The organism is Rhodococcus sp. NPDC078407, assembly GCF_044542515.1.
GTDB lineage: Bacteria > Actinomycetota > Actinomycetes > Mycobacteriales > Mycobacteriaceae > Rhodococcoides.
Genome location: NZ_JBITUQ010000018.1, coordinates 83,192 through 100,793, shown reverse-complemented (window position 1 = coordinate 100,793; position 17,602 = coordinate 83,192). Strand labels below are relative to the sequence as shown.

Genomic DNA, 17,602 nt, shown 5'->3' with positions numbered 1-17,602 from the left:
CCGTCATGTCGGCCCCTAGTCGCTGTACGACGCGCTGGGGGGACCGGGAGAGGGGCCGAGCACCGTCAGCCACCGGTTGTAGATGCTGTTCCAGGTGCCGTCGGCGCGGATGCGGGCCAACGTTGCGTTGACGAATCGCACCAGATCCTCGCTCTCTCGATTGATCCCGACCCCGTACGGTTCCGGGCTCAAGCTCTCGCCGACGATCTGGAGGTACGGATCCTGGACAGCCAGGCCGGCGAGAATGGCGTCGTCGGTGCTGATGGCGTCGACCTGTCGTTGTTGAAGCACCACAAGGCAATCCGACCACATCGGCACCGTGACCACGGTTGCCGCAGGTTGCACTCGCTGCAGTCTGCGAAGCGAGGTGGTTCCTTCGACGGCGCAGACGCGTTTGTTCGCCAGGTCGTCGACACCGCGGATGCCGGACCCTTGCACCACCAGAATGCGGTGTTGCGCTTGGAAGTACACGGTGGAGAACTGCACGTCCTGGCGGCGAGCGCAGGTGATGGTCATGGTCTTGACCACGATGTCCACCGTCGAATTCTGCAGAGCTTCCAGACGTTGCGCGGAGGTCAGGATGCGAAAGTCCAACCGGTTCGGGTCGCCGAACAGGTCTCGTGAGATTTCCCGCGCGATGTCGACGTCGAACCCCACCAGCTGCCCGCTCATCGGATCACGGAAGCTGAACAAATTACTGCCGGTGTCGAGTCCGACGACCAAGCGGCCCTCTGCGCGCAGTGCGTCGACGGTGGGCTGCGGTACCGGCGGGGCGTCCGTTCCGGTCGGCAGTGGGCGCAGGCTCGCGGTGGGACGGGCGCATTCGTCGTCGGCGGGGGTCTCGGTGGGCCGAGCGGCCACGGATGCGCCGTCCGGTAGCGGCGGTTCGGTGAACGTCGTATCGACCTGTGGCGCAGGGCTTTCCGGCGGCGCGCAGCCGACCAGCAGAGCGGTGGTCAGGATTCCGACGGCGAGCAGGCGTTTCACAGGTACTCACGCAATCTTGGGAACAAGCCGACGCCGAACGCCACCGAGGCGACGACGGTGAGCACGAACGCGCCGTTGGACAAGCCGGACAGCACCCACACCGAACGGTCGATGTTGGACCGGAGTTCGCGTCGAGCATTCTCTATGCCGTCGACCAGGACGCCGTCCAACGCCGCGAAGGCGGCCGCCGAATCGGACCGACCGGTACCGGCGGCGATGGCGACGGCACCGTTGAAGTCGCCGGCGTCGAGCGCGGAGTCGATGCGTGCATGCGACGCGGACCACGTGTTGAGTGCGTCGATCACCGCGGCGTCTCCCTCGAACATCTGCGACATCCGAGAGATGCTGGCGTCGAACGATTCTCCGTAATCCTGGCTGCCGCCGCGGCGCGCGAGATCGAGAGTCTCGTCGGCTCTGGCCTGTTGCGCCATGATGAAGCCGGTGGTGTAGGACTTCAGCGGTGACACGCCACGATCCAGGGCGCGGTCGGTGGCGATCGAGGAGATCACTCCCACCACCAGCATCCACCCGAGCAAACCGGCGACAGCGACTGTGGCACCGAGGAATCCGACGTTCAACGTTCGACGCGTGGTCCGCGAGAGGTACCACTGAGCCAGACCGGTCATCATCAGCAGAAACACCACGGAACCGATGGCGAAGAACGGCGGGCTGGTGAAGCGCTCCTGATCGGCGGACACCCGCGATGCCTGCTCGGTGTACAACTTCTCGGCCAGGGGCAGCAGGCTGGTCTGCATCGAGGTCGACGCCTCGCCGAGATACGCCGCGCCCACCGGGTTTCCGCTCCGGTTGTTGGCCCGGGCTGTCTCGACCAGTCCGCTGTAGACGGGCAGTCCGGCGGCGATCTGCGTCAGCACCGCACTGGTGGCCTCGTCGTTCTCGGTCACTCCGGCCGAGGCGGCGATCAGTTCGGACGACGCCTCGCCGAGCGCCTGCGAGTAGCGTTCGCGTACCTCCGGCGGCTCGAGTCCGCCGGCGATGAACGCGGTGGCCGCCGCTGCATCGGCCACCGACAGGGCTCCGTACAGATTCTGTGCCGAGTTCGCGAACGGCTCGGTCCGCACCAGCAGCGTCCCCAAGGTCTCCACCCGCTCGGTGACCGCGGTGGACGCGAGATTCCCGACCGTCAACGACAGCACCACCAGGGCGAGTCCCATCGCGACCAGACGGGCAGGCGTCGAGCGCATCGTGTGGCGCATCGGCGGCTTGCCGGCGGCAGCACCGACCGGGGTGGCCGTCGTCGGAGGCACGGCAGCGGAGGGGGTGGTGCCGGCCGCGATCACGCACCCGAGCATATAAGCAGGCGGGCCGTACTGCAGCCACTACAGCGCAGTCACTACCGGCCGATGATTCCCCTAGGGTGGTGACCATGCGAGGTGACGGGGACGGGTGGGTCATCGGTGACGACGGTTCTCGGCACTGGGGGAAACACGGTGCCGCCGGACTGCTGCTTCGGGCACCGTCGGACTCCGGAGAACCTCTCGTTCTGCTGCAGCATCGCGCGCTGTGGAGCCATCAGGGCGGAACGTGGGCGCTGCCGGGTGGGGCCCGTGATTCTCACGAGAGCACCGAACACGCGGCCGTTCGCGAGGCGCACGAGGAAGCCGGAATCGCCGCCGAACAGCTGTGCGTTCGCAGCGAACGGGTCACCGCGAGCGTCGCCAGCGGCTGGTCGTACACCACCGTCGTCGCCGATACCGACCATCCGTTGACCACCGTGCCCAACGGCGAGAGCACCGAACTGCGCTGGGTGCCGGAATCGATCGTCGCCGATCTTCCGCTGCATCCCGGGTTCGCGTCGAGCTGGCCGTTGCTGCGCACAGTGCCGCTGCGCGTGCTGCTGGACACCGCCAACGTGCTGGGTTCACGGCCGAACGGATGGTGGAAGGACCGTGCCGGATCCACCGGGGCTCTGCTCACCTCGCTGGCCGAGACGCTGCCACGCACCGTCGAACTACCCGGTGGCCAATACGGCTGGCTCACCCGCATCGAAGCGGTCCTCGAAGGTCAGGCCCGCGGCGCCGTGGTGGACGACCCGCGCATCCCGGTGATCGTGGCCGACGGCAGCGGAGACGACACCCTTGCCGCGCAGGCTCACCGGGACGGGGATCTGACGGCGCTGGTCACTGCCGACCGCGGACTGCGCGACCGGTTGCCCGAATCGGTGCAGGTGCTGACGCCGTCGTCGGTGCTGGCGTGGCTCTAAGCCTGTAGCGCCTGAACCAGTGAACGGGCGGCAGCCTGCGGATCGCGGGCCTCGGTGATGGCTCGAACCACCACGATGCGGTCGGCACCGGCCGCTCGAACCTGATCCACATTGGTGGCGTCGACCCCGCCGATGGCGAACCACGGCCGCTCCGGGAGCGCGTCCGCGGTGGCCCGCAGAGTTTCCAGACCAGCAGCGGACCGATTGGGCTTGGTGGGCGTGGGCCACACCGGGCCGACGGCGAAGTAGTCGACGCCGTCCTCGATCGCGGCGAGCGAGGACTGCGCCCGATTCTGCGTCGAGCGACCGATCACCACGTCCGGACCGAGGATCCGACGCGCGTAGTGCACCGGCAGGTCGCCCTGGCCCAGATGCAACACGTCGGCACCGGCGGCCAACGCGAGATCTGCGCGATCGTTCACGGCCAGCAAGGCACCGTGCCGCTTGGTGGCGGCGAGCAGAACGGCCAGCGCAGCAAGCTCGTCCTTGGCTTCGAGCGGACCGAATTCGCGTTCACCGGCGGAGTTCTTGTCGCGCAGCTGGATGATGTCGACGCCACCGGACAACGCGGCCTCGGCGAACTGGGCGAGATCGCCCTTGTCGCGCCTGGCATCGGTACACAGGTAGAGGCGAGCGGACGCAAGACGCTCACGGGGAGTCTGATTGCGGGCGGTCTGAGATGGATGCACAAACCGAACTGTATTCTCATGGTGGCTGTAAAACGAAGATTGATCGCGGGAGTCCCAGGGTTCGTGGGGCTGAGAGTGGGTTCGCCGCCCTTACCGTCAATACCTGAACCCGATCATGCGGGCGCAGGGAGTGAGGACGTGAATCGCGTGCACATCGTCGTGATCGGCGGAGGCGTCATCGGATTGTCGACGGCGCTGCGACTGTCCGGGGACGGTCACCGAGTGGAGGTGCACGATCCCGCGCTGGGTAAAGGCGCGTCCTGGGTCGCCGGCGGCATGCTGGCACCGTTGTCCGAGGGTTGGCCCGGTGAACACGAACTGCTGCATCTCGGAGCTGCGTCACTGGCGCGGTGGCCGGAATTCGCCCGACAACTCCCCGGACCCTCGGTGTTCTCCTCGACCGGATCGGTGACGGTTGCCCTCGACTCCGCCGATGCCGCCGACCTGCGGACCATCGCCGAATGGGTGGGCGAACAGGGCCACGAACTCGAGATTCTGGGCCGGGCGCAGCTGCGTGAGCTCGAACCTGCTCTGGCGCAGAACATTCGGCTCGGATTGCTGGCGCCGACGGAGCTTTCCGTCGACAATCGGGCCCTCGTTTCCGCGCTGGAGCAGGGATGTATCGACGCCGGAGTGCAGCTCTCCGGTCGTTCGGTAGACACCATTCCCGACGCCGATCAGGTGGTCCTGGCTGCCGGTTCTCGCTGCGCCGCGCTGTGGCCGACCTTGCCGGTCCGGCCGGTCAAGGGCGAGATCCTACGACTGCGTCGTCGACCCAGCGCCGCGCCGCCGCCGTCTCGCACCGTTCGCGGAACCGTGCACGGCAGAGCGATCTACCTGGTGCCACGCGGCGACGGATTGGTCGTCGGCGCAACACAATACGAATCCGGTGAGGACACCCAGGTGACCGTCGCCGGAGTACGAGACCTCATCGCCGACGCCGAACGACTCATGCCGAGCATCGGCGAATACGAGCTGTACGAAACGGCCGCCGGTCTGCGGCCCATGAGCCCGGACGGACTGCCGATCATCGGCAGGCTCTCACCCCGGTTGATCGTCGCCACCGGCCACGGCCGCAACGGCATCCTGCTCTCACCCATCACCGCCGATGCAGTGGCCGCACTGGTCTCCGGCGAGACGCTGCCCGAGGCGAAAGCAGCGACACCCGAACGCTTCTCACAGATCGAAAGGACACCATGACACAGGTCGCGATCGGCATCACCGTCAACGGTGAGGATCACTTGCTCACCGAGGACATGACCATGCGTCGGCTGCTCGAATTTCTCGGCATGCCCGAGAAGGGCATCGCCGTCGCCGTCGACGGTGCCGTGCTGCCCAAGAGTCGGTGGGACACCACCGACGTCGAAAAGGGTTGGACCATAGACATTCTCACGGCGGTTCAGGGTGGATGACGGCATGTCGACAGAAAGTACCGGTCGTTCCGCAGGCTCCACTCCTGGCCTGAAGATTGCCGATCGCACGTTCACTTCTCGTCTCATCACCGGCACCGGGGGAGCGGCCAACCTGGCGGTGCTCGAGGACGCCCTCGTCGCGTCCGGAACCGAACTGACCACCGTCGCGATGCGGCGCGTCGACGCCGCCGGTGGCACGGGAGTGCTGGATCTGCTGCGCAGATTGAACATCGCGCCGTTGCCGAACACCGCGGGATGCCGCGGCTCGGCCGAGGCCGTGCTCACCGCGCAGCTGGGGCGTGAAGCGCTCGAGACCGACTGGGTGAAACTCGAAGTGATCGCCGACGAGCGAACGCTGCTGCCCGACGCCATCGAATTGGTCAAGGCCGCAGAACAACTCGTCGACGACGGCTTCCAGGTACTGCCGTACACGACCGACGACCCGGTGCTGGCCAAGCGTCTCGAGGACATCGGCTGCGTGGCCGTCATGCCGCTCGGCTCGCCCATCGGCACCGGCCTCGGCATCGCCAACGCCCACAACATCGAGATGATCGTCGACGCCGCGTCGGTGCCGGTGATCCTCGACGCAGGCATCGGCACCGCCAGCGATGCGACCCTCGCGATGGAACTCGGCTGCGACGCGGTGCTGCTCGCGACCGCGGTGACCAGGGCGAAGGATCCCGCCCTGATGGCGTCGGCGATGCGTCACGCGGTCGCTGCGGGATACCAGGCGCGCCACGCAGGCCGAATCCCGAAACGATTCTGGGCGCAGGCCAGCTCACCCATGTAATCAGCGCGCCGCCCTGGTCCCGGCCCGGTCTCAGTCCCGGCAAACGCGCGCGCGTTTGCGAAACGCGAGCGGAGTAGTGGAGTATCCGACGGCAATTCTCCGCGCACCTGGCGAACGCGCACGCGTTTGCGACTGCGACCTCGTGTCACCGACGCAACAGGCAGCTGTCTCAGGGTGTGTGTCATCCGAAAGGATGATGGAAGAAGCGACTGTGGGGCGATGTGTCGACGCTCGCGATCGGGGAAGGTGGATCCCATGATCGAAGTGACAGGACTGACCAAGCAATACGGAGCGGTGACGGCGGTCGACAACCTCACCTTCACCATCAAACCCGGCATCGTGACCGGCTTCCTGGGGCCCAACGGCGCTGGCAAGTCGACCACGATGCGGATGATTCTCGGTCTCGACCGTCCCTCCTCGGGCACGGCGACGATCGAAGGCAAGAGCTACAGCCACCTGAAGCAGCCACTGCGAACCGTCGGCGCTCTGCTCGACGCCAAATGGGTGCACCCCAACCGGTCTGCGCGTGCACACCTGGAATGGATGGCCGCGTCCAACGGCATTCCCAAGTCTCGCGTCGACGAGGTGTTGCGGCTGGTCGGCCTGACCGACGTCGCGAAGAAGAATGCGGGCGGATTCTCGCTCGGCATGTCGCAGCGGCTCGGCCTTGCCGGCGCTCTGCTGGGCGACCCTAAAGTTCTGCTCTTCGATGAGCCGGTCAACGGCCTCGACCCCGAGGGCATCGTCTGGATCCGAAAGTTCATGCAGCGCTTGGCCGCCGAGGGTCGCACCGTGTTGGTCTCGAGCCACCTGCTCTCCGAGATGGCCCAGACTGCTGAGCATCTCATCGTCATCGGACGCGGCAAGCTGATCTCCAATTCTTCGGTGCAGGAATTCATCGACCACGCTTCCGAAGCGTCGGTGCGCGTGCGCAGCCCTCAGCTCGACGGGCTCCGTCAGGCCCTGACCACAGCCGGCCTCACCGTGCGTGAGCCGGACAAGACCGATGAACTCCAGCCCTCGCTCGTGGTGCTGAACTCCACGACCGACGCCATCGGCGATATCGCCGGACGGGCCGGAATAACGTTGCACGAGTTGGCCTCTCAGCGAGGGTCGCTCGAGGAGGCATTCATGAAACTCACCGGAGACACAGTGCAGTACCACGGCTCGGGAGCCGATGAGCAGAATTCTCAGCAAGCGATGGGCGGTGCACTCTGATGGGTGTCTTGGCAGCAGAAAGAATCAAGTTCACGTCGACCAAATCGCCGTGGTGGTGCAGCGCGATCGTGGTGGTGTTCGGGCTCGGCTTCGGAGCCATCCTCGGGTGGGCCGCGAAGACCGCGATCGGCCCGGATGCGCCGCAGGGGCTTCCGCCGACTACCGCGTACGACGTGGTCGGCAGCGGTGTGGGCGGGCTGGGAATCATGGTGTTGATGATCCTCGCGGCCCTTACGGTCACCAGTGAGTACCGCTTCGGCCTGATCCGAACCACGTTCCAGGCGGTCACCAATCGCGCGTCGGTGCTCGGGGCCAAGGCACTGATCGTCGGCGTGTACGGCGCGGTACTGTCGTTGATCCTGGCATTCGGTGCGTTGTTCCTGGCGAAGTCGATTGCAGGTGAAGAAGCCGGTGCGCTGCTGAGCTTCGACGTCGACGGCACCTGGCGCGTCATCTACGGCACTGCCGTGCTGGCGTTCGTGCAGATCGTTCTCGCGGTGGCAGTGGGTGCACTGATCCGTCAGTCCGCCGGCGCAATCGCCGTGTTGTTGTTGTGGCCGTTGCTGATCGAGAGCCTCGTCGGACTCATCCCGAAGGTCGGCGACAAGATTCAGCCGTTCCTGCCGTTCCAGAACGCCGACCATTTCCTGGGCGGCTCGTCGGGCGTGGACTTTCACTGGGGCCCGATCGGCAGTCTGATCTACTTCGTCGTCTTCACTGCGGTGATCTTCGGAGTAGCGGTGCTCGTCGTCAATCGCCGGGACGCCTGACGCCCATCTGGGTAGGGTGGCCGCTATGCGGATTTCCTTGCTTGCAGGTAGCGCCGTCGCCGTTCTGATTCTGGCCGGTTGCTCGTCCTCCTCCGATTCGGGGGGCGAGGAACCGGCCAGAGTTTTTGCGACACCCGACGGTCAGGGTCTGTCCGAGGCGGTCACCGAGGATGCCCTCGTCGGCCACCTCGAAGAACTGGAAGCCATCGCCGCCGAGAACGACGGAAACCGTGCCGCCGGTACCGCCGGATACGACGCGAGTGTCGATTACGTTGTCTCGCAACTCGAATCGGCCGGGTTCGAGGTGACCACCCCGGAGTTCGAGTTCGAGACCTTCGAGGCGCAGACGCAGACCCTGTCGCTGGCGGGCACCGAGATTCCGGTGTTCGCGCTCAGTTACTCGCCGACCACCACCGCCGAGGGGATCACCGCACGCGTCGTCGGAGCCCCCGCCGGTGCCGACGGGTGCGAGGCAGCCGATTACGCGGGCCTGGATCTGGCCGGTGCCGTCGCCGTCGTGCCGCGCGGAGTATGTCCGTTCGGCGCGAAGCAGACCGTCGCCGCCGAATTGGGTGCTTCCGCCGCGATCATCGTCAACAACGAACCCGGACCGCTCGACTCGGGAACACTCGGTGACTCCGAGACCGCGAAGATTCCGACCGGCGGCGTCAGCCAGGAGGACGGCGCGGCCGTGCTCGCCGCACCCGAGGTGACGCTGACGCTCGTCACCGAAACCGAGACGACCACCAGTCGCAACATCATTGCCCAGACCACCACCGGTTCCACCGAGAACGTGGTGATGACCGGCGCGCACCTCGACAGTGTGCTCGACGGCCCCGGAATCAACGACAACGGAACCGGCACCGCAGCAGTGCTCGAGACGGCACTGCAGATGGGCAGTGCACCCGAGGTGACCAACGCGGTTCGGTTCGCGTTCTGGGGTGCCGAGGAGAACGGCCTCGTCGGCTCCACGAAGTACGTCGAGGGCCTGTCCGACGACGACAAGCGAAACATCGCGCTGTACTTGAACTTCGACATGATCGGCTCGACCAACGCCGGCTACCTCGCCTACGACGGCGACGACTCCGACCAGGTCGGCGAGCCCGCCGGACCGGCCGGATCCGACGCCATCGAGCGGACGTTCGTCGAGCGGTTGGCCACCGAGGGAGTCGCTGTCGACGGCACCGACTTCGACGGTCGTTCCGACTACGGCCCGTTCATCGAGGTCGGCATCCCGGCCGGCGGTGTCTTCAGCGGCGCGGACGAGAACAAGACCGCCGAGCAGGCCGAGAAGTGGGGCGGCACCGCGGATCAGACCTTCGACGAGAATTACCACACCGACCAGGACACCCTGGCCAACGTCGACCGCGCCGCACTGGCGAAGAACGGCGCGGCGGTGGCTTACGGAATCGGCGTTTACGCGCAGTCGGTGGAGGGCCCCAACGGGGTACCGGTCGGTGCCGCCCGCGACGCTGCGCGCGCCGAAGGGTGAGCCGAAGTATGTGTAACCGTGGGTTACGCTCGATGCTGTGAACGCAGTGGTCTCCACGGTCGTGGAGTGGGTCCGCACCACCAACCGAGCGCCCACGGTGGTCGGGGCGGTCCGGCGCGTGCGTCGCGCACTCCCCGGCGACCCCACGTTCGGTGATCCGATGTCGATCGACGGTCCAGGCAGGGCACTGGCCGTCGCCCGCGTCGCCGACAGGTTCCTGGCTGCGAACGGACTCGACGACGAACCGGGCGCTTCCCGCGAAGTGGGCCTCGGTGCCCTGCAGGTATGGCAGGCGATCCTGGAGCGGGCCGGCCGTGGCCGCGGCGAACAGGACGTCACCATCGTCTTCACCGACCTCGTCGGATTCTCGACCTGGTCACTGCGCGCAGGCGATACCGCCACCCTGACACTGCTCCGAAGGGCCTCCAAAGCCGTCGAACCCGAGGTCGTGTTCCGCGGGGGCCACGTCGTGAAAAGGCTGGGCGACGGCATCATGGCCGTGTTCACCGATCCGGGAAAAGCCGTCGAGGCCGTGTTCGCGGCACGAGAAGCACTCACCGCCGTGAACGTCGACGGGTACACCCCGACGATGCGGGTTGGAATTCACACCGGCAGTCCGCGTCAGGTGGGATCGGACTGGCTCGGTGTCGACGTCACCGTCGCCGCCCGGGTGATGCAAACCGGCGGCAACGGCAACGTCATGATCTCCGCGGCGGCACTCGACGCGGTTCCGCTCGAGGTGCTCGACGCGGTGGACGTCGTCTCCAAGCCCTATCGCCGCAGCTTCTTCGCGCCGAAGATCAAGGGCGCTCCCGACGACCTACGAATCTTCCGACTCGTGCAGTCGCCACAGCGGTGACACCGGGCCGTGCCCCGCACCCAGGTCGTAGGACGCGGCCAGGCAACGCGTGACCCACTCCTTGCCGAACGCCACCGCGTCGGGCATCGAGTATCCATGTGCCAGTGCCGATGCAATCGAGGCGGCGAGAGTATCGCCGCCGCCGTGGTCGTTGCCGGTGTCGATGCGGTCACTGGTGAATTCGAGGAAGGTATCGCCGTCGAACAGTAGATCGGTGCTGTGGGTCGACGTGCGCAGGTGCCCGCCCTTGACCAGGGCCCACTGCGCGCCGAGCGCGTGCAGAGCCTCGGCGGCGCGGTGAGCGCTCGCGTCGTCGGTCACCTCGATGCCGGTGATCAACCGGATTTCGTCGAGGTTGGGGGTCACCAGCGAGGCAATGGGAAACAGGGTGTGGCGGATGGCGTCGAGGGCTTCGGCATGAAGTAACGGATCCCCGTGCATCGACGCGCACACCGGATCCACGACCAGGGGGACCGGCTGGTCGCGTCCGATACCCACCTCGGTACACACGGCCGTGACCGACTCGATGATGGCGGTGGACGCCAGCATCCCGGTCTTCGCTGCGCCGACGCCGATGTCCGAGACGACGGAGCGAACCTGGGCCGCGACGATCTCGGGTGGGATCTCGTGGAAGCCCGTCACGCCCACGGTGTTCTGAACCGTCACTGCTGCGACGGCAACGCACACGTGGACGCCCAGCATGGCCATCGTGCGACTGTCCGCCTGAATTCCGGCACCGCCGCCGGAGTCGGTTCCGGCAATCGTCAGCGCGCGGACGGGAGTCTCGCCGTTGGGCGTGAGCGGTAGGAACTTCACGAGAGACGACAGTACCGGCGAGGTACAGGCGTCGGTTTCGGTGGCCGAACCCGAACCTGTGATCAATCGACCGAAACGTGTAGCCGTAACGAATGTTGTTGTATCACAACGTCGAACAGGGCCACTTATGACCGATACCAGCATTCGAGTGGGGATGGACGGACAAACCTACGCAGCCGAAGGTTTGTTGGTAGAAAAGGTGACAGGGCCACCGAACGCATGTTTAATAGTGGTGCACGTCACATTCGATTCATTCGTTCACCACTCCACACACAGCGAAGGAGGCGTCCCATGCTTGCGAGTTCTCCTAGCGCTGATGTCTCGATCAACAAAGACCAGAACCGGTTCGAGCTTCGGTTGAACGGCGATCTCGTCGGGATCGTCGGCTTCTTCGAAGTGGAGGGGAACGGCACCCGCGCGACACGGACGCACGTCGTGTCCTTCATGCACACCGTCGTCACCGAGGACTTCGGCCATCAGGGTCTGGCCGGCATCCTGGTGCGGCGAGCGCTGGACAGTGCGCGCTCCTACGGTTGGAAGGTTCGGCCGGTCTGCACCTACGTGCAGCGATTCGCCGCGGCGAACCCGGAGTACAACGACATGCTCGTCGCGATCTGAGCATTCGTTCACACCGCTCGGCCGGTTACATTAAGGCCTCGACTCGGCGACGATCGAGGCACTCTTCTCGCGTCACACAGGTAACACTGGTCTCATAAGTGACATGAGTCACATCATCTCTCGCCGATCTGCCACGCAGCCCCCTGTGGAGCGACCCGTCGTCCTCATCGAGGACGACGCCGATCACAGCAGATTCGATCTTTTCGTCGACGACGAGCTCGTCGGAATTCTCGGCTACCGCTTCGGCGACGGCAATGCGGGGGACAATCCCGTCGTCGCGCTGATGCACACCGTCGTCAAGGAGGAATACGGCGACCGGGGGTGGGCCGGGGTGTTGGTACGAGCCTCCCTCAACACCGCGCGTGATCGGCAGTGGCGCATCGTCCCGATCTGCACCTACGTCCGGCGTTACCTGGCGCAACACGAAGAATTCATGGACCTGATTGCCGAATAGAGAGCACTGCTCTTGCCTGAAGTACGTAAAGGGTGAATACTGCTTCCTGAAGAGAGCGCCGCTCTCGAAAGGTTGGTACTCCCGATGCGTACAGCTCTTTACCTCTTCATCGGCCTCATGTTCGCCCTCTACCCCGCATTGCGGCCCTACTCGGACGAGGTGGGCAGCGCTGGAGCCGACGCCTTCGCGTCCGCGAGTTGGGTGCTTTCCCACACGTTCGCCATGCTCGGCTTCATCGCACTCGGACTGGCTGTCCTGTACGGCGGTCGACGGTCCGATCTCGCCGTGATCTCCACCTGGGTAGGCGTCGGGCTGGTGCTCCCGTACTACGGCGCGGAAACCTTCGCGCTGCATGCACTGGGTGTCGAGGCCGCAGCCAACGCCAACCCCGGCCTGATAGACCTCGCCGATCCGATTCGCTACTCGCTCGTTCAGTCGGTCATGTTCGGGTTCGGGCTCGTACTGATCGCCGTCGGGCTGGTGATGTTCGCGCTACGAAATCGCTACGCGATGGTTCTGGCCATCGGATTCGTGCTGTTTCTCCCGCAGTTCTACACTCCGCCGGCCGCGCGAATTGCGCACGGGTTGTTGATTGCGGTGGGAGCGATCCTTGCCGCTCGGGCGGTGGCCGGCAGTTCGATCCGGCCCGATCAGCCGATCTCGACGATCACCGGGGCGTGATCGCTGGCTCCCTTGCCCTTGCGTTCCTCGCGGTCGATCGACGCACCGGTCACTCGAGCGGACAAAGCGGGTGATGTCAGAGCCATGTCGATACGCAGGCCCTGCTTCTTCGGAAACCGCAACTGCGTGTAGTCCCAGTAGGTGTACGTCCTGGGCTCGGGGGTGAATTGACGCGTGATCTCGGTGAACCCGGCGTCGGAGAACGCGGTGAACGCATCACGCTCGGCCTGCGAGGTGTGAGTTTTGCCCTCGAACAGGGCGGGATCCCACACGTCGTCATCGGTGGGCGCAATGTTCCAATCACCCACCAGCGCGATCTGCGCCTGCGGATCGGCCGCGACCCACGCCTGAGCGTCGGCCTTCAGTGCGGCGAGCCACTCGAGCTTGTAGGTGTAGTGCGGATCGGCGAGCTCGCGGCCGTTCGGCACATAGAGGCTCCACACGCGCACGCCATCGCAAGTGGCTCCGATTGCGCGAGCTTCCTGAGCGGGGTCGATCTCGGGATCCTTGCTGAATCCGGGCTGATCCTCGAAGCCGACCTGTACGTCATCGAGACCGATGCGCGACGCGATCGCGACGCCGTTCCACTGACTCAGTCCGACGTGGGCCACCTCGTACCCGATGTCGGTGAAGCGCTCGTATGGAAACTGCGCGTCCTTGCACTTGGTTTCCTGCATCGCGAGTACATCGACGTCGGACCGCTGCAGCCAGTCGACAATTCGATCCTGACGAGAGCGGACGGAGTTCACATTCCAGGTAGCCACGCGCACGGGAAGGAACCCTATAGAACGCCGCCGACAGAGTGTCGGTCCGATCGCGTCAGAGTGAATTCGGTCGCGCGTAGCGATAGTGGTGATGGTCGGTGAAGCCCAGATCTCGGTAGAGCGAGTGAGCGACGGTGTTGTCGACGGCCACCTGCAGGTACGCGTGTGTTGCGCCGTTCTCGCGTCCCCACCGCACCAGCTCGCTGCACATCGCTGTGCCCAGCCCGTTGCGGCGATGCTCGGGAGCGACCCAGAGCGAGGTCAGGCCCACCCAGCATCGACCGTCGGGTGCGGTGGTGACGGCCGCTCGGCCGACCGCGAGCGTGCCGTGGGTTCTCGACGCGCGCACGCCGAAACCGAGCGTGCCCTCGTGTACCGCCGATGCCACTTCTGCAGCCCCGTGAGGTGCTGCTCGGCCCTGGTAGTGGAGAGATGTCAACCAGTCCGAGGTCGGTTCTGTGGTGACGACGGTATTCGAATCAGTCTCGAGCAGAGTCAGATTCGTGATCTCAGCGGCCATGACGGCGGTCTCGTTGTAGGACGTCCATCCGGCCGGGACGGTGCCGAGACGATCGGGCAGCGACAGCGTCGGCGTCAGTCCTCGTGCGGTGTATCGGCCGCAAATCCGCGTCAGCGTCTCGGCCGTCGTCGATGCGCCCGGCTCGAGGGGCGATGCAGAATTGGCGCGACCGGTGAAACCGTGACCGAAGCGCAGTTGCCAACCGTCGATCCACTCACGCTCGACGCCAGGCCACCCGTCCGCGGCCGCCGCCTCGAGCGCTCTGATCTCCGATGTCCGAATCGGCTTGGGACCCAACGGTTTCAACGCCACGACGCGATCGGCGGCTACACGTACCAACACGCCGTCCCGGGCGCGGACCGAGAGGGCATCGGCGTCGAACGCCACCAGTTCGCCGATCACGTCCGTCATCGGATGGGTATGCCCGGGCGGCAACCGGTAGCGAAGCATCACCCGCGTACCCACCGGAACGGTCAGTCTTCGTCCTCGTCGTCGTGGCCGAACGGATCGTCGACGGTGCCGGGTGTCCAACTCAGTCCCGGAACGCCCCAGCCGGCACGCTTGATTGCCTTCTTCGCGGCGCGCGCGTGTCGCCCGATAAGCACGTCGGTATAGAGGAAACCGTCGAGGTGGCCTACTTCGTGTTGAAGCATCCGCGCGAAGAAGCCTTTCCCTTCGATGTCGACGGGATCGCCGTTCGCATCGGTGCCGGTCACCCGGGCCCAGTCTGCGCGGCCGGTGGGGTGCTGCTCACCGGGAACCGACAGGCAGCCCTCGTCGTCGTCGTCGGGATCGGGCATGGTCTCGGGGATCTCGGATGTCTCGAGCACTGGATTGACGACCTCGCCGCGGCGGCGGAAAACCTTGCCGTCCTCGCCCTGATCGGGGCAGTCGTAGATGAACAGGCGCTTGCCGATGCCCACCTGATTCGCTGCGAGACCGACGCCGTTCGCGGCGGCCAACGTCTCGTACATGTCGGCGATCAACTCGGCCAGCTCGGCGGGTGACTCGGTGACCGGAGCGGTTGCGGTGTGCAGCACCGGATCGCCGACGATCCGGATGGGAAGAATTGCCATGGTCGATAAGGATACCGGGAGTGGAGCCTGCGGAATGACCCAGAGTTGTGGGTGGAGCCTGCGGAATGACCCAAGTGGTGCGGGAGTGGAGCCTGCGGAATGACCCAGAGTCGGGGGTGGCGCCGGGAGTGGAGCCCGCGGAATGACCCGGTTGTGCATGTGGCCGGTGTGCTGCCGGTGCTCGTGGAACACGCCACGCGCCGGTACCTCGCGAGAGCAGGGCCGCGGGGGTCGAGCATGGTTGAATGACTCTCGAAGTACAACTGTGTAATTAGGTCGGTGCTCGTACGGGTGCCGGCAGTACCGGGGGAAGCAGATTTCCCCAGGGTCTGTCTCGCACGAGTTCGATGTTCGTGCAGACCCAGGGAGTCGAGAAGTCGAGGAGTGGGATGGACGGCGCAGCAGCGCGTGACTCGAACCAGGCTCAACAACCGGGAAGTTCGGACGGCTCGCAGGATCCGAACGAAGTCGGTGCGGACGGCCTGAGTCGACGAGAGCACGACATCCTGTCCTTCGAGCGGCAGTGGTGGAAGTACGCCGGTGCCAAGGAAGAGGCCATCAAGGAACTCTTCTCCATGTCGGCCACCCGCTACTACCAGATCCTGAACGCATTGGTCGATCGTCCGGAGTCGCTCGCCGCGGACCCGATGCTCGTCAAGCGCCTTCGCCGCCTACGGGCGAGTCGGCAGAAGGCTCGTGCTGCACGCAGGCTCGGTTTCGACGTCTGAGCAGGCCCCACGGTCGGCGGGTTCGAGGGGCATCGTCGACGGTCGGCTAGTGTCGACTACGTGAGCAGCCCCAACCCGGAACAGACCGGACCACCACTGCGCGCCCTGGCCATGGTGTTGATCTCGCTCGCGATCCTGTTCGCGGCCATCGGTGCACTCTCGCTCACCGGTTCCGACTCCGAGGACACCGCTGCTGAGACCACCGCCGCGGAGACCACCAGCGCACCGTCCGCTGCCGCGCCGACGGCGCAGGTTCCCGCAGCCCAGGTACCCGCAGGTGACGCGACGACGAGCTCCGCGGTCCCCACCACGTCAGCCGCCACCACCTCGGTGGCGTCCGCCGACGTCGAAGTGCGGGTACTCAACAATTCCAACGTCTCCGGTCTTGCAGCCGGAACGGCCGAGACGTTGACGGCCGAGGGCTTCAACGTCGCCGGGACAGGAAACTTCAGCGAGGAGCAGTTCGCCCAGACAGCGGTGTACTACGGAACCGTCGCAGGCGAGGAACAGGCCGCGCAGTCGATTGCCACACAACTCGGGGTCGGGGCCGAGCCCAAACCGGCCTCACTTGAATCCACGGCCGGCGTGGTCGTCATCATGACCCAGTAGTTCCATGACCCAGTAGTTCCATGACCCAGTAGTTCCATGACGCAGTAGTTCCATGACCCAGTAGTTCTCTAGACCCGACAGTGCTGCACGTCGACGAGCCGCCCGGTTCGGTCGAATCGGGCGGCACGTTATTATTTCCGAGCCCGGCGAAACTGCCTGATAGAGGAGCGATTTCCGATGGACATGTTCAAGCGACGCACCCCTGCCACCCGATCGATGCGTTATGCGGTGCCGGTCCTCGCGATCGCAGCACTCGGGCTCTCGGCCTGCAACAGCGGTGAGGTTGCGTCCGACGTACCCGGCACCGTCCCGCCGGTCTGGACGGGTGAATCGGATCCGTCGGCCGAAGCGGTGGCAGGCGACGGCCGGGCGGAGTCCGAGTCGGGGTCGGCCGATTCCATCGAAGGCGCGTTGCGTGACGCTGCGGGTGCCGAGGTGGGCACGGTGACGTTCGCGGCCGAGGGAGACAAGCTCACCGTCACCGCCGAGGTCGAGAATATGACTCCCGGCTTTCACGGCTTCCACGTACACACCGTCGGTGTGTGCGAGGCCAACTCCGTGGCACCCACCGGCGGGGAGCCGGGTGCCTTCCTGTCTTCGGGCGGACACCTGCAGGTCGACGGCCGCACCGAGCACCCGTCCAGCGGCGACCTGACATCGCTGCAGGTCGGCGAGGACGGTACCGGCACGCTCGTCACCACCACCGACGCGATCACGCTCGACGATCTGCGTGCGGACGGGGCCGGAACTTCGGTGATCGTGCACGAGGGTGCCGACAACTTCGCCAACATTCCGCCGCGCTACACACTCCCGGACGGTGCTGCGGTACCGGATATGACAACGCTGATGACCGGTGACGCCGGTGGTCGGGCTGCGTGCGCGGTACTGCAGTAAT

At 65.8% G+C, this 17,602-nt stretch carries 21 protein-coding genes and 1 riboswitch; of the genes, 14 read left to right on the top strand and 7 right to left on the bottom strand.

The genetic code is table 11. From position 1 onward, the window contains the following. Nucleotides 1–15: 15 nt before the first annotated feature. Both ACIGGF_RS18265 and ACIGGF_RS18260 read right to left on the bottom strand, forming a co-directional pair. Nucleotides 16–987, bottom strand: coding sequence for a glutamate ABC transporter substrate-binding protein (locus ACIGGF_RS18265; protein ID WP_397522571.1), 972 nt, complete (start codon nt 985–987; stop codon nt 16–18). Next, nucleotides 984–2,288, bottom strand: a complete 1,305-nt coding sequence (locus ACIGGF_RS18260) for a hypothetical protein (RefSeq protein ID WP_397522570.1) — start codon at nt 2,286–2,288, stop codon at nt 984–986. The genes ACIGGF_RS18265 and ACIGGF_RS18260 overlap by 4 nt, the downstream gene beginning before the upstream one ends. An 86-nt stretch (nt 2,289–2,374) precedes the next feature. On the opposite strand from ACIGGF_RS18260, the gene ACIGGF_RS18255 reads away from it, so the two are divergent. Then, nucleotides 2,375–3,211, top strand: coding sequence for an NUDIX hydrolase (locus ACIGGF_RS18255; protein WP_397522569.1), 837 nt, complete (start codon nt 2,375–2,377; stop codon nt 3,209–3,211). Here ACIGGF_RS18255 and thiE read toward each other — a convergent pair. Then, nucleotides 3,208–3,900, bottom strand: a complete 693-nt coding sequence (gene thiE, locus ACIGGF_RS18250; protein WP_397522568.1) for a thiamine phosphate synthase — start codon at nt 3,898–3,900, stop codon at nt 3,208–3,210. The two genes, ACIGGF_RS18255 and thiE, sit on opposite strands and share 4 nt — an antisense overlap. A 35-nt stretch (nt 3,901–3,935) precedes the next feature. Next, nucleotides 3,936–4,049, top strand: a riboswitch (TPP riboswitch). Between thiE and thiO the strand changes: the two genes are divergently transcribed. From thiO to ACIGGF_RS18215, 7 genes are all read left to right on the top strand, one after another. Then, a complete protein-coding gene (thiO, locus tag ACIGGF_RS18245) occupies nt 4,048–5,100 on the top strand; it encodes a glycine oxidase ThiO (RefSeq protein WP_397522592.1) in 1,053 nt (350 codons plus the stop codon). (Overlaps the previous riboswitch by 2 nt.) Beyond that, on the top strand, nt 5,097–5,312 hold the full coding sequence (gene thiS / locus ACIGGF_RS18240) for a sulfur carrier protein ThiS (RefSeq protein WP_397522567.1): 216 nt from the start codon (nt 5,097–5,099) through the stop codon (nt 5,310–5,312). The genes thiO and thiS overlap by 4 nt, the downstream gene beginning before the upstream one ends. A gap of 4 nt (nt 5,313–5,316) precedes the next feature. Next, nucleotides 5,317–6,102: a thiazole synthase gene (locus ACIGGF_RS18235; protein WP_397522566.1), complete on the top strand. Its 786-nt coding sequence runs from the start codon at nt 5,317–5,319 to the stop codon at nt 6,100–6,102. 255 nt (nt 6,103–6,357) lie between these two features. Then, nucleotides 6,358–7,320 carry an ABC transporter ATP-binding protein gene (locus ACIGGF_RS18230; protein WP_397522565.1) on the top strand — a complete coding sequence of 321 codons (963 nt, stop codon included), beginning with the start codon at nt 6,358–6,360 and terminating at the stop codon, nt 7,318–7,320. Beyond that, the gene (locus ACIGGF_RS18225; RefSeq protein WP_397522564.1) at nt 7,320–8,090 is read left to right on the top strand and encodes an ABC transporter permease; all 771 of its coding nucleotides are present in this window, start codon (nt 7,320–7,322) and stop codon (nt 8,088–8,090) included. The genes ACIGGF_RS18230 and ACIGGF_RS18225 overlap by 1 nt, the downstream gene beginning before the upstream one ends. Nucleotides 8,091–8,115: 25 nt before the next feature. Further along, the gene (locus tag ACIGGF_RS18220) at nt 8,116–9,582 is read left to right on the top strand and encodes a M20/M25/M40 family metallo-hydrolase (RefSeq protein WP_397522563.1); all 1,467 of its coding nucleotides are present in this window, start codon (nt 8,116–8,118) and stop codon (nt 9,580–9,582) included. 37 nt (nt 9,583–9,619) lie between these two features. Then, nucleotides 9,620–10,441, top strand: a complete 822-nt coding sequence (locus ACIGGF_RS18215; RefSeq protein WP_397522562.1) for an adenylate/guanylate cyclase domain-containing protein — start codon at nt 9,620–9,622, stop codon at nt 10,439–10,441. Here ACIGGF_RS18215 and thiD read toward each other — a convergent pair. Beyond that, nucleotides 10,403–11,257, bottom strand: a complete 855-nt coding sequence (thiD, locus tag ACIGGF_RS18210) for a bifunctional hydroxymethylpyrimidine kinase/phosphomethylpyrimidine kinase (RefSeq protein WP_397522561.1) — start codon at nt 11,255–11,257, stop codon at nt 10,403–10,405. The genes ACIGGF_RS18215 and thiD overlap by 39 nt on opposite strands. A gap of 291 nt (nt 11,258–11,548) precedes the next feature. Between thiD and ACIGGF_RS18205 the strand changes: the two genes are divergently transcribed. From ACIGGF_RS18205 to ACIGGF_RS18195, 3 genes are all read left to right on the top strand, one after another. Continuing rightward, nucleotides 11,549–11,875, top strand: coding sequence for a GNAT family N-acetyltransferase (locus ACIGGF_RS18205; protein WP_397522560.1), 327 nt, complete (start codon nt 11,549–11,551; stop codon nt 11,873–11,875). 103 nt (nt 11,876–11,978) lie between these two features. After that, a complete protein-coding gene (locus ACIGGF_RS18200) occupies nt 11,979–12,329 on the top strand; it encodes a GNAT family N-acetyltransferase (protein ID WP_397522559.1) in 351 nt (116 codons plus the stop codon). An 84-nt stretch (nt 12,330–12,413) separates the two neighbouring features. After that, nucleotides 12,414–13,010, top strand: coding sequence for a hypothetical protein (locus ACIGGF_RS18195; protein ID WP_397522558.1), 597 nt, complete (start codon nt 12,414–12,416; stop codon nt 13,008–13,010). Here the strand turns inward: ACIGGF_RS18195 and ACIGGF_RS18190 are convergent. From ACIGGF_RS18190 to ACIGGF_RS18180, 3 genes are all read right to left on the bottom strand, one after another. Next, a complete protein-coding gene (locus ACIGGF_RS18190; protein ID WP_397522557.1) occupies nt 12,980–13,780 on the bottom strand; it encodes an exodeoxyribonuclease III in 801 nt (266 codons plus the stop codon). The genes ACIGGF_RS18195 and ACIGGF_RS18190 overlap by 31 nt on opposite strands. A 49-nt stretch (nt 13,781–13,829) precedes the next feature. Continuing rightward, nucleotides 13,830–14,705 carry a GNAT family N-acetyltransferase gene (locus ACIGGF_RS18185; protein ID WP_397522556.1) on the bottom strand — a complete coding sequence of 292 codons (876 nt, stop codon included), beginning with the start codon at nt 14,703–14,705 and terminating at the stop codon, nt 13,830–13,832. Nucleotides 14,706–14,767: 62 nt separating this feature from the next. Beyond that, on the bottom strand, nt 14,768–15,370 hold the full coding sequence (locus tag ACIGGF_RS18180; protein WP_397522555.1) for a peptide deformylase: 603 nt from the start codon (nt 15,368–15,370) through the stop codon (nt 14,768–14,770). A gap of 389 nt (nt 15,371–15,759) precedes the next feature. Here ACIGGF_RS18180 and ACIGGF_RS18175 point away from each other — a divergent pair, with 389 nt between their 5' ends. The 3 genes from ACIGGF_RS18175 (at nt 15,760) to sodC (ending at nt 17,601) form a co-directional block, all read left to right on the top strand. Beyond that, nucleotides 15,760–16,098 (top strand): DUF3263 domain-containing protein, encoded by a 339-nt coding sequence (locus tag ACIGGF_RS18175; RefSeq protein WP_032380761.1) that lies wholly within the window; start codon nt 15,760–15,762, stop codon nt 16,096–16,098. Nucleotides 16,099–16,158: 60 nt separating this feature from the next. Beyond that, nucleotides 16,159–16,707, top strand: a complete 549-nt coding sequence (locus tag ACIGGF_RS18170; protein ID WP_397522554.1) for a LytR C-terminal domain-containing protein — start codon at nt 16,159–16,161, stop codon at nt 16,705–16,707. Nucleotides 16,708–16,884: 177 nt separating this feature from the next. Beyond that, the gene (gene sodC, locus ACIGGF_RS18165) at nt 16,885–17,601 is read left to right on the top strand and encodes a superoxide dismutase[Cu-Zn] (protein ID WP_397522553.1); all 717 of its coding nucleotides are present in this window, start codon (nt 16,885–16,887) and stop codon (nt 17,599–17,601) included. Nucleotide 17,602: the final 1 nt, after the last annotated feature.